Genomic DNA, 12,501 nt, shown 5'->3' with positions numbered 1-12,501 from the left:
TTCCATGATCGTCGCGCACAAATTCAAGCGGACGCTGGACTCGAAGACCGGGTCTGATGTCCGATCGGAAATCACCAGTTGTGACAGAACCCGCGTGAGTCGACGCAACTCGGTGTTCATTTGACAGACAGCCAGCCCCCCCTCAACACATTGATCATGAATCCACCGCAACTCTTTGGCCGTAAATGGTGTCCGTTGCAATGACGAATTTGCCTTCGGATTCAACATGACACCCAGTAATCGAACGGGTGTCCGGACATCAAACAGACCTCGGTGGCGAACTCCGGGTGGAATGACTAAATAGCTCCACATCGTTTCCGGAGCGTCGTTTTCGATTGGTGTAGGAACAAAAACAGGCTTGGTCTACGTTGGGGAGGTGTACCACCACTTCCCTTTCGAGGAGTCAAGCCATGGATGGCAGTATCCAGCTCACAGCTCAGGAACGCAAGATGCTTTTGCAGGCCTATCGCTCTGGAGCCGATCTCTCCACTTCTCGACGGGCTCATATTGTTCTGCTCCGGGCCCAAGGCCTGACCTGGCAGCAGATCAAAACCGTGCTGTTTTGCAGCTTCGACCTGATTTCGACCACGTTGAAATTGTTCACGCAAGGGGGAGTCGCTGCTGTTCTGCAAAAACCGTCTCCGCAGCGTTCCTTTCCAGTCTGGATGACACAGGTCCTGCGGTGGGTCACTCAGTCCACTCCCCGGGATTTTGGATATTTCCGCTCCCGCTGGTCCTGTGAAACGCTCGCTCACCTGCTGGCGTTTGAAACCGGCCTGCGATTGAGCGGAGAAACGATCCGCCGGGGACTGCATCGGCTGGGCTTGGTCTGGCGTCGCCCCCGTCCAGTGGTCGGCCCGGTTGATCCCCAGCACGCTGAGAAATTTCAGGCAATCCAACATCTTCTGAAGAATCTTTCCCACAACGAAGTCGCCGTCTTTCAGGATGAAGTGGACCTGAATTTGAACCCCAAGATTGGCAGCATGTGGATGAAGAAAGGTCAGCAGGCCGAGGTGGTCACGCCGGGGAACAATCAGAAGTGCCATGTGGCAGGCTCGCTGATCTGGGGGACGGGAACACTGCTGGTGAGTCGTCCCTGCTGGCGACGAAACACGGTCCAGTTCCTGGCCCATCTGGACGACCTGCGTTTCCGACTCAGGAGCTTCCGGAAGATCCATGTCATCTGTGACAACGCCAAATTTCATGACTCGAAAGCGGTGAAAGCCTATCTGCAGAAATGGAGTCACCGGATCGAAGTCCATTTTCTTCCCAAGTATGCTCCGCAGTCGAATCCCATTGAACGAGTCTGGTGGCACCTGCACGAGACGATCACGAGAAACCACCGCTGCCAGACCTTGGAAGAACTGATTGACCAGGCGTACGAATGGTTCGAGGTGAATAATAATCACTACCTCGACATGCGACACTCCTTCGCCAAAGCCGCTTAAAACTCACTCCGAGGACGTGGAGGTCCTATTTAGGAAGTGCCCACCGGGAAGATCGGAGATCTGTCCATCAGAGAATTCGTAAGAGGTTGCTCCTTCCGCCAGAAGCAGAATTTCAAACTGCTCATGCGAATGCCAGGTGATTCGCGAGGCGAGTTGCGAATAGATCACTGCCACACGATGAAACAGAGGCGCTCCGATCTGATTCCCCGCAATCGACATGTCGATTGGCCCGGATGCGGGAAGCGGATTGCGGGTATGCGTCAGCGAAGCAGACTTCTTCATGAGTTGTTCAAAATAGTTTCCGACACTATTCAGAAAGACACAAGTATACAGGCATGCCTATAGTTTCTGCAATCACGGAAGCGGGGAACGCCGCTGAGTTCACAACCCAATGCTGTCAATTGGGACATTCACGCCCCTCTTCTCCCTTCCGGGGCGATCACATTACGGCGGGGTTGAGAAGGCTGAGATTCGAGTTTCAGGATCAGTCCGGAACCCGGCAATTGTATTAACATCGATCTGAATGCGACAACAATGAACTTTCTTAAACCGATTCTGGTGACCGCAATTGCGATCGCTTCTGTCGCGAGTGCTGAATCCGTCTCTTCTCCTGTTCTGAAGAGCGAGTTTGTTTTCGAATCGGATCCCTGCCCGAGTGTGCATGCCTCCACGATTGAAGCAACAACGGATGGCACGCTCGTAACGGCGTTCTTTGGCGGGACAAAAGAATCGGCAAACGACGTCGGAATCTGGGTCTCCCGGCGGCTCGGTGAGCAATGGGAAGCTCCCCGTGAAGTGTTAACGGGAGTGCAGCCAGATGGGACGCGATTCGCATGCTGGAATCCGGTTCTGTTTCAACCTCGGTCCGGCGACCTGATGTTGTTCTATAAAGTGGGGCCGACCGCCGATTCCTGGTGGGGGATGTTGTCGAGGAGTCGCGATAACGGTGCCACCTGGAGCCCCCCGGTCAGGCTCCCTGATGGTGTCTTCGGCCCGGTCAAGAATAAACCGGTTCAACTTCCGAATGGTGATCTACTGAGCGGCAGCAGCAGCGAGCATGACGGCTGGAAGGTTCACTTCGAACGAAGCACGGACGGGGGGAAGACATGGGAAGTCACCGCTCCCGTGAACGATGGTCTCACCTTTTCGGCAATCCAGCCCAGCATTCTCTTTCTGGGAGGAGACAGATTGATGGCTCTGGGGAGAACGCGACAGAAAGTCCTCTTTCAGATCCATTCGGAAGATCTCGGCAAAACCTGGGGAGAGATGACCGCACTCTCACTTCCGAACCCCAACTCGGGAACGGACGCAGTGACACTCCGTGATGGCCGGCATTTGCTGGTGTTTAACAATACAGAGCAGGGCCGCACTCCCTTGGAACTCGCCATTTCTTCAGATGGAGAGAACTGGAAATCGGTTCTGACGCTGGAAGACCAACCAGGCGAATACAGCTATCCGGCAATCATCCAGACCAGTGACGACCTTGTTCATGTGACCTACACCTGGAAGCGAAAGCGGATCAAGCATGTCGTGATCGACCCGAAGTTACTTCCCGAAACGCATTGATTTCTGCCAGGAACAATTGACCGTCCTCAATATCGCCAATACTCCGGTTCAGGTTTCATGTCCATTCACTCCCCACACACTCAGCCTGCCGCTCTAGGACTCGACTTCGGAACGGAGTCGGTTCGTGTTCTCATCGTCGATTTACAGGGACGCGAGCTCGGTGTCGCCACAGAAGCTTATGAACTTGGTCAGATTGTCGACCGGCTTCCAACAACACAGGAACGACTTCCGGTCGATTTCGCACTTCAGCATCCGTCCGACTGGATGAAGGCTGCGACGAAGGCAACGCGTCAGGCAATCAGCGTTGCGGGGATCGCGGGGGAGCAGATTATTGGCATCGGTGTGGACTTCACCAGCTGCACGATGTTTCCAACACGAAGCGACGGAACACCGCTTTGCCTGACCCCGGAGTTTTCCGCGGAAAAATATGCGTGGCCGAAGTTGTGGAAACATCACGCTGCCAAGCAAGAAACCGATCGTATCAACACGATTGCACATCGACGAGGAGAACGGTTCCTCGCTCGGTATGGAGGAGTGATTGGACTCGAATGGTTTTTCCCGAAAGTTCTCGAAACGCTCAATCACGCGGAGGCGGCCTATGAAGCCGCGGACGTTTGGGTCGAAGCAGGAGACTGGATTGTCTGGCAACTGGTGGGAGGCACCGCAAAGGAACTGCCGCGATCAACCTGCCAGGCGGGATACAAAGGAATGTGGAGTGCACGGGATGGGTTCCCATCGGCCGCGTTTCTGGACGAGGTGCACCCAAAACTTGCCGATGTCGTCGGTGAAAAGATGCCGGGAAGGCTCTGCCCTCCTGGTTCATGTGTCGGTGGACTGGTTCCAGCCTGGGCTGACCGCATGGGCATTCCTGCCGGGACCCCTGTCAGCGCAGCAATCATTGACGCCCATGCTGCGGTGCCAGGAGTGGGTGCCGCCGAACCCGGAGTGATGGTGATGGTGATGGGAACCAGTGCCTGTCACATGCTCAACGCAACCAAAGAGCAATCGGTCCCGGGAATCGCAGGGATTGTGAAGGACGGCATTCTCCCTGGACTGTATGGTTATGAGACCGGTCAGGCCGCAGTTGGAGATGCGTTCGATTGGGTCCGGAGGTTGGCGGGGCATGGGGATTTCAGCCGCCTGTCCGAATCAGCCGCCCGGCTTCCCCAGGGATCTGATGGTGTCGCCTGTATCGACTGGTTCAACGGTTGCCGAACTCCGTTCATGGATGGCCGGCTTTCGGGTCAGTATTCCGGATTGAAGTTGCATCACGATGCGGGGCACCTTTACCGGGCGACAATGGAAGCGACAGCCTACGGCCTGCGCTGGATTGTTGACCTGCTCCGAGAGCACAGCGTTCCGGTCACTCGATTTGTGGCGTCCGGCGGTCTTCCGCATCACAACCCGCTGCTCGTTCAGATCTACGCTGACGTACTGGGAGAACCGGTTGAGGTGCATCCATCCAAACAAGGGCCAGCACTCGGAGCAGCGATCCTGGGGGCACTCGCGGGTGCTGAACGGACCGGCTTCCGTTCAATGGAAGACGCCATCCGCAGCATGACCGGCGACAATCTCGGTTCTCGCCACGTCGAACCGAACAGGCAGGCAGTTTCTGAGTACGCACACTTATATCAACATTATCGACGACAAGCAGACCGTCTTCGCCAAGAACAGAATTTCGACCAACCCCTTGCTACTTCAGAATGATTCCGCACGGACTTCGACATCACCTTTCTTTTCGTGTTTCCGCAGCCATTTCTAGATGTACTGACTGCGGTGCATGACCAATGAATCTCGATTCGCTTTCTCCGGCGTTTTCCAAGTCAAATCCGTAATGGATTCATCCATACGCCGCTGGACGAACAACAGTTCGTCAACTCCGGCGCACGGCAACATGGCCCTGGAAAGAGTAACCGACTCTGGAACCCGACGGATTTCAGTGAGGGCAGACGAGTCCGCCTTTCCGCAGCCACTTGACTATGAACAGTAACATGACTACTCAAGCTGAACGTCCGACTTCTGCTTCTCAGCTATCCTCGAATCAAGTCGCCTTGATTGCGAACGGCGACCTGCGCCTGTCGGCGAATCAGGCATGTTGGCCTGCCCAGCGCGAAATGGAAACCGCGCTGAGCAATGCCGTTCAAGAGCTCGGCTATGAAGTTGTCCGTGCGCATCCTTACAAGGAACAAGAACAGCACGGGTTCATCGCATCGCAACGGGAAGGGTTGGAAATCTTCCGCCATCTTGATCCAGACGTTCCCCTGATTGTGGCCGAGGCTGTCTGGCAGTACTCGCACCATGTGCTCCCAGGTCTGACAACGCACCGTGGACCGATCCTCACTGTGGCCAACTGGTCTGGGCAATGGCCGGGACTTGTCGGAATGCTCAATCTGAACGGATCTCTCACCAAGGCAGAGGTGGAATACTCAACACTCTGGAGTGAAAACTTTCAGGATGAGATGTTCCGCAGAGGGTTGATGAGATGGCTGGAAACCGGATCCTGTCCCCACCCCAAGCTCCATGCACATTCGGTGAGTCATTTCGACGTTCCCCCGGAGGCCCTAGAACTTGGAAGTAAACTCGCTGAGACGTTAAAGCGAGACAAAGCCATTATGGGGATCTTCGATGAAGGGTGCATGGGGATGTACAACGCAATAATCCCCGACCATCTCCTGCACACCTGCGGAGTCTTCAAAGAACGGTTGAGTCAGTCATCTCTTTATTACGAAACCATGCAGACGTCGGAACGCGAAGCTGCCGACGTGCGTGCCTGGCTGGAAGAAGCCGGGATGAAGTTCCACACGGGGCACGATCACTCTTCCGAGTTGACCGAGGACCAGATCCGTCTGCAATGCAGGATGTATATTGCCGCCGTTCGCCTGGCTGATGATTTCGGCTGTGATCTGATGGGCATTCAGTATCAACAAGGACTGAAGGATCTGCTTCCCGCGAGCGACCTCGTTGAAGGAATTCTCAATAACACCGAGCGCCCCCCGGTTCACAGCCGTGATGGAACACGAGTGCTCTATCAGAACAGTCCGGTGCCGCATTTCAACGAAGTTGACGAGTGTGCAGGGCTGGATGCTTTGTTGATTCACCGGACACATCAGGCACTTGGCCAACCACTGGAAACGACGCTTCACGACATCCGCTGGGGAGACTGGGACCGATCCGGGACGGTGGATGACTATGTCTGGGTCTTTCTGATCAGCGGCGCGGCCCCTCCGGCACATTTCATCGGAGGCTGGAAGGGAGCAGATGGACACCGTCAGCCCCCCATGTATTTTCCAAACGGCGGGAGCACACTTCGAGGCGTCTCACGTCCCGGCGAGATCATCTGGTCACGCATCTTCGTCGATGACGGGAAGCTCAAGATGGATATCGGCCGCGGACATGTTGTCAAACTTCCGCAAGAGGAGACAGAGCGCCGCTGGCGGGAGACGACGTTTCAATGGCCGATCATGCATGCAGTACTTCACGGCGTGTCACGCGACCAGTTGATGGCCAAACATCAAAGTAATCACATTCAGGTCGTCTACGCGGACTGCGCGAATTCCGCGAACCGATCGCTTTGGGTGAAGTCGTCAATGGCCGAGGCATTGGGAATCGAAGTGACACTCTGCGGTCAAATCTCGCATGAATAGAGTGGTCCCTTGCCAGGACCGCACATCATAACAGGGGCTGAGCTGGACCTTCCGCCGAGATCCCTGGCTGAGAAAAAGAATTCAAAGAACACCCCGGAGAGAGATCAGTATCGATGTCAAAACCAAGATTTCACGGAATTATCCCACCCCTCGTGACTCCTCTGGCGAATCGGGATCAACTGGATTTCGGGGGGCTTCATCGCCTTGTCGATCATCAGCTTCAAGGCGGGGTCCACGGGCTGTTCCTGCTGGGAACAACCGGTGAAGCCCCCGGACTGAGTTATCGCTTACGTCGCGAGCTGATCACTCGAGTATGCCGACAGGTCGAAGGTCGAGTTCCTGTTCTGGTCGGCGTGACGGACACGGCGTTCGAAGAATCGATCCATCTGGCCAGACACGCTGCAGATGCAGGGGCGGACGCCGTTGTTCTGGCTGCCCCTTATTACTTCCCGGCAGGTCAGACTGAACTGACCAGCTATGTTCAGCATCTGGTGAATGAACTGCCGCTGCCGTTGATGCTCTACAATATGCCGAGCCTGACGAAGATCTGGTTCGAATTCGAAACAGTCCAGAAACTTTCCGAGCTGGAGAGAATTGTCGGCATCAAAGACAGCAGTGGCGACCTGGAGTACTTTAAAAAATTGATCTCCATCCGCTCGCTTCGTCCAGAATGGTCATTCATGATCGGGCAGGAAGTGTTGCTCCCTGATGCCGTTCAGATGGGGGGGAACGGCGCCGTTGCGGGTGGAGCAAACGTTCTCCCGCAATTGTTTGTCGACTGTTATCATGCGGCCGTGACAAATGACACGGAACAGCTCGCTGAACTGATGCCACTGATTCGACAATTCCAGAAGATCTATGAGGTCGGCAAATACGGCTCGCGATTCATCAAAGCCACGAAATGTGCGCTGTCGCTGCTGGAGATCTGTGACGACTTCATGGCAGAACCGTTTCAGCGTTTTCACCCGGCTGACAGGGAACAACTCCGTCAGCTGCTCAATCCTGTGTTGCCTTATCTGCATCGTCAAAGGGATGGAATTGCCGGAAGACACCGCAGCCAAGAGGAAATCCTGTTCGAAAAATCACCTTGATCCAGTAGATCCTCGAGGCCGGGAATTGTTTCGAGCTCGCGACAAACTCTCGTGAATGTGCGGCATCTCGAACATCGCGCCCCGCTTTTGTCCTCTGACTCCTGATCGAATCTACGGAACTTGACGATGACCTTGCCTGGACAAGCCAAATCCTCCTTGAGACTTGCCTGGCTGTATGTGATTTTATTGATGCCGGTGGCGGCTCTGAATTATTTCGATCGTCAGATGCTGGCCTCCATGAAATTTTCGGTCATGGAGAGCATTCCGGATATCGGCACTGAAGCGAACTGGGGTTACATGCTGGCCCAGTTCAAATGGGTTTATGCCTTTCTTAGCCCTGTCGGTGGCTACATCGCTGACCGCTTCAGCAGGCGTCTGACCATTTGTGGAAGCCTGTTCCTCTGGTCTGCCATCACCGCGTGGACGGGAAACGTCACTTCGTATCAGGAATTGCTTCTGGCACGGTCTTTGATGGGAATCAGCGAGGCATTCTATATCCCGGCCGCATTGGCGTTGATCGCTGACTATCATCAAGGTCCAACGCGGTCTCGGGCCGTCGGACTGCATCAGATGGCAATTTACTTTGGCGTCATCGCGGGGGGCTTCAGCGGTTACATTGCGGATGCCCCGGAACTGGGCTGGCGCTTCCTGTTCTGGAGCAGCGGCCTCTTCGGAATGATTTACGCGCTTCCACTGGTACTGATTCTCCGGAATGCACCCGCTGCCAGTGAACAGGATGTTCAACAGGTGAAGCGCCCATCCTTCCCTCGTGCCGTCTCTGAACTTCTGCAGAATCGATCGTTTCTTCTGCTCGTCGGCTTCTTCACGTTACCCGCACTGGCGGGATGGGTGGTTCGGGACTGGATGCCTGCCATCTTGAAGGAGCAGTTTCACATTGGTCAGGGGCGTGCGGGCGTCAGCGCGACGCTCTACTGGCAGGTGGCTGCAATCTTTGGGGCGCTCATCGGTGGATGGTGGTCCGACAGATGGATGCGAGTCAGCATTCGCGGGCGAATCTATGTCAGCGCGATCGGTATGTCTCTGATCATCCCTGCCTTGTTCGGTGTGGGCAACGCATCGACCTTGTTGTCGGCGGTGATCTTCCTGGCGTTGTTCGGATTCGGCTGGGGCTTCTTCGACTGCAATAACATGCCGATCCTGTGTCAGATCGCCCGACCGGAACTCCGGGCGACTGGTTACGGACTGATGAACCTTGTCAGCATCAGCAGCGGCGGAGTCGCAGACTGGGGATTCGGAGCCCTCCGGGATGCCAGCGTCCCGTTGAACGTCATCTTCGGTCTCTTCGCGATGACAGCAGTCATCTCAATCGTTCTTGTCCTGCTGATTCGGCCTGAGCAGAAGTAGCCGTGCTTCGGAGAAAACTCCCCGGTGCGAGGACTGGCAGCAGTCGCAATCACGCTGTTCCAATGATGGAAGCGACGCAAATATGCTGAAGACAAAGGAATTTCAACAAAAAGTCGGCGCCGAAAACTAAGCGAGGCAGAGTTCACTTGACCTACTGCGTCCATTCAGCGCTGGTCGATCGCGCAGGATTCTCAGCGCGTGGAACGAAACGCCAGGCTCTGAATCGACCTTCAATTTGCAGTGGTTATAAGCGATGAGAACTTGGCGAAATCAAGCAGCTTTGCGTTCAAACCCCTTCACCAACCCACCAACAAACGACTTCACCTCGATCTCATCCATCCTGAGCTTTTCGACATCCTCCGGTTCTTCCCGGACGGGCGGCAAATGCCCTCGACACATGTGACTTCGATGCCGGATGTAATCATCGCTGAACTTCGCGACGAGGTGGTCCAGGTGTTTGAACCTGCCGCAAAAGTGGACCTGCCCTCGCTGTCCAATTGATGTATTTGGCAAAAAGGAGTTAACTACAAAGAAGTCGGCGTCGAAATCTGAGGGAGTCGGATTTCCGCTGAACCTCAGCGTCCAGTCAAAGCTGGTTGATCACGTAGAATCCCTGTGTGCGGGACGAGACCCCAGGTTTCGGATCGCAGCTTCTACCCATGACGGGAAATCCGGAAAGTTTATTGAACATCTCGCCCAATTCGTGAGGGCACGCTTTGCCGGGCTACCACAACCTACCACCTTCCCTACCCGGACCTACCACCAAATCGCAGAAAACATGCGGTCTTCAAAAAACGGTTTTGAAAGGATATGAAACGCATCTCAAATCTCTTAAACTGCGGAAATCATGCGGTAGAGTGCGTGTTTGTGGTGCTTTTGGATCTTGCTTTTGATTCTGTTCGTCCAGGTTCGAATCCCGGTCGGGTAACTTGAGACTCCGCTGTAGGTTACAGCAAGTCCCATCTCTCCAAACTGCAACTCTCAGAAGCGTTTTGACCCACTTTTTGGGTCAGGACTGGTCTGAACTCTTGAGTTGCATAATGTTCAAATTGCCCAGACTCCGCTGGCACAAAGCATCGAATCTGGCTTATGTCTGGCTTGATGGCAAGCGGGTTTACCTGGGAGCCTGGAACTCTTCTGAGAGTCGAACTCGATACTGGGCACTGGCCGCGAAGCATCTACCACAAGCGGACTCAGTGGTCGGCCTTCCTGTTGTTTCCGATCTGTGCATGCGGTTTCTGGTCTCTGCTCCGGAGAGCTATTCATCGAATGAGGTGAAGACGCTTCGGTACGTCCTGACGGTTCTGGAAAAGCATTACGGAACTCTCCCCTGTGCAGACTTTTCGCCTCTGAAGCTGAAAACGGTGAGAGAGGAACTGGCAAAGCGGCACTGCCGTTCTCAAGTAAATCTCCACATTCACCGGATCAGGAAAGTGTTTAAGTGGGGAGCGGAGAATGAAGTGGTGCCAGGCTCAGTGCTGGCGGATCTGGCTTGTGTTGCTGCGCTCCGGCGTGGGAAATCGACGGCTAAGGAATCAGATCCAGTCAAGCCAGCTCCTAACAGCCCGTTGAAAATCGTCCCTTCGCTTGACAGGTCTGGTAGATTTCCGGTGGTTCGGATTTCAGGCATTCAGGGAGGGTGACCGATGGCGTTGGGGAAGCGGGAGGAGTCGCAGCAGCAGGAGTTCTGGACTCCGACAGCGAATCTCTCCAAAGGGCCGGGGCATGTCTTTTATGACAAGCTCAATCAGGTGCTGGCCAAGGCGGGATTCGACAAGGTTCTCGAGGACCTCTGCTCGCCGTATTATGCCAGCACAGGTCGCATGTCGATCCCTCCGGGCGTCTATTTCCGCATGCTGTTGGTCGGGTACTTTGAAGGGATCGACTCCCAGCCTGGCATCGCCTGGCGGTGCGAAGATTCTCTCTCGCTGCGAAGGTTCCTGGGCATTCCGCTGGGGAAAGAGACCCCGGACCACAGCAGCCTCACCCGCATCCGGGACCGGTTGCCGCTGGAGATTCACCAGCAGGTGCTCAGCATCATCGATGAGCACGGTCTCCTGAAGCTGAAATCAACCGGTGTGGACTCCACGTTGCTGGAGGCCAACGCCGCCATGAAAACAATCGTGAGAAAGGACTCGGGTGAAGACTGGAAGGAGTTCCTCAAACGCCTGATGCAGGAGGAAGGGCTGATCGAAGAGGGAGAGACCCCCAGCGACGATGACCTGCGGAAGTTCGATAAAACCCGTCATCAGCAGGGGAAGAAGAAGGTCTCCAATGCCGACTGGGAATCGTCGTCAGACCCCGATTCCCGCATCGTGAAAATGAAAGATGGCCGCACTCATCTGGGCTATAAGGCTGAGCATGTGATCGACCTGGAGAATGAGTTCATCCTCTCCGCCACGGTGTGTCATGGGACGAACAGTGATGCCGGCACGCTCATCGAAAGTGTGGTGAATGCCCAGCAGAACGTGATCCTCGCTGGCAGTCCGGAAGAGATTGAAGAGGTCGCTGCAGACAAGGGGTATCACAAGAACGAGACGATCACACAGGCCACGCAGCTGGGACTGCGAACGTACATCCCCGAGCCCAATTCACAACATCATCGCACGTGGATCGACAAGCCGGAGGAGGTCCAACAGGCAGTGCTCAACAACCGCCAGCGCATGAGTCGATCCAAGGGAAAGGACCTGCAGCGTCAACGCAGCGAGAAGGTGGAACGCAGCTTCGCCCATGTGTGCGAAACCGGCGGAGCGAGGCGAACGTGGCTGCGAGGACTCGAGAAGATCAACAAGCGTTACCTGCTCGTGGCTGCAGCCAGGAACCTGGGTTTGCTGATGCTCAAAGCATTCGGCATCGGCAAACCCCGAGGTCTGCAAGGCGGAATCCGGGCCATTCTGGCACTCTGGGGAACCTGCACGCTGCTCTGGGCCGCCCTGAGAAACCGCCTGCGATCGCTCCAGGCAAGGACAGCTCATCCGATGGCGTTCCGAGACATCAACTGGCAATTGACCCCACAGCGACCACGTACACCCCGGAAACTCCAAATCATGCCAACTTCAACGGGCTGCTAACATTCTACGGCCGCGCCGGTATCACCGGCTCCCCAGAGGGGAGAGATTGTTAAACGGTGTATTCTCTTCAATAGCTCAAGCTGCCTTGCGGTGGTGTGAATGCACTAGACCACCGGCAAATGCCCTCACTTCGACTTGGTCGAGGCTCAGCTTTGAGGCCTCTTCAGGCTCGTCTCCCACTGGTGGCAGGTGATCCCGCTCCCGCGCTGTCCAATTGATGTAAACGAGCCAAAACTGTTGACGACAAAGGACTCTCCACGAAAAGTCGGCGCCGAAGACTGAGCGAGTCAGAATTCAGTTGAGCCAATACGTCCAC

9 protein-coding genes are annotated in these 12,501 nt (G+C 55.3%); 8 read left to right on the top strand and 1 reads right to left on the bottom strand.

Annotated features, from left to right (window positions below):
• Positions 1-410: 410 nt before the first annotated feature.
• Positions 411-1,448: an IS630 family transposase gene (locus SH661x_RS14110; protein WP_437221960.1), complete on the top strand. Its 1,038-nt coding sequence runs from the start codon at positions 411-413 to the stop codon at positions 1,446-1,448.
• A gap of 3 nt (positions 1,449-1,451) precedes the next feature.
• Here SH661x_RS14110 and SH661x_RS14105 read toward each other — a convergent pair whose 3' ends face one another.
• Positions 1,452-1,730 (bottom strand): hypothetical protein, encoded by a 279-nt coding sequence (locus tag SH661x_RS14105; protein WP_437222532.1) that lies wholly within the window; start codon positions 1,728-1,730, stop codon positions 1,452-1,454.
• Between the two features lie 252 nt (positions 1,731-1,982).
• Here SH661x_RS14105 and SH661x_RS14100 point away from each other — a divergent pair, with 252 nt between their 5' ends.
• The 7 genes from SH661x_RS14100 to SH661x_RS14070 all read left to right on the top strand — a co-directional run bounded on the left by SH661x_RS14100 (position 1,983) and on the right by SH661x_RS14070 (position 12,185).
• Positions 1,983-3,014, top strand: coding sequence for a sialidase family protein (locus SH661x_RS14100; protein ID WP_437222529.1), 1,032 nt, complete (start codon positions 1,983-1,985; stop codon positions 3,012-3,014).
• Positions 3,015-3,071: 57 nt separating this feature from the next.
• Positions 3,072-4,721 carry a ribulokinase gene (locus SH661x_RS14095; protein WP_437222527.1) on the top strand — a complete coding sequence of 550 codons (1,650 nt, stop codon included), beginning with the start codon at positions 3,072-3,074 and terminating at the stop codon, positions 4,719-4,721.
• Between the two features lie 284 nt (positions 4,722-5,005).
• Entirely contained in the window at positions 5,006-6,658 is a 1,653-nt protein-coding gene (locus SH661x_RS14090; RefSeq protein WP_437222525.1) for a fucose isomerase, read from the top strand.
• Between the two features lie 113 nt (positions 6,659-6,771).
• On the top strand, positions 6,772-7,749 hold the full coding sequence (locus SH661x_RS14085) for a dihydrodipicolinate synthase family protein (protein WP_437222523.1): 978 nt from the start codon (positions 6,772-6,774) through the stop codon (positions 7,747-7,749).
• 126 nt (positions 7,750-7,875) lie between these two features.
• Entirely contained in the window at positions 7,876-9,114 is a 1,239-nt protein-coding gene (locus SH661x_RS14080) for an MFS transporter (RefSeq protein WP_437222521.1), read from the top strand.
• A gap of 1,040 nt (positions 9,115-10,154) precedes the next feature.
• Positions 10,155-10,757 (top strand): hypothetical protein, encoded by a 603-nt coding sequence (locus SH661x_RS14075; protein ID WP_437222518.1) that lies wholly within the window; start codon positions 10,155-10,157, stop codon positions 10,755-10,757.
• Positions 10,758-10,760: 3 nt separating this feature from the next.
• Entirely contained in the window at positions 10,761-12,185 is a 1,425-nt protein-coding gene (locus SH661x_RS14070; protein ID WP_437222516.1) for a transposase, read from the top strand.
• Positions 12,186-12,501 lie beyond the last annotated feature (316 nt).

The organism is Planctomicrobium stercoris, from assembly GCF_051465655.1.
Lineage (GTDB): Bacteria > Planctomycetota > Planctomycetia > Planctomycetales > Planctomycetaceae > Planctomicrobium.
Note: the sequence above shows the minus strand (reverse complement) of the source record. Positions and strands in the feature narration are given on the sequence as shown.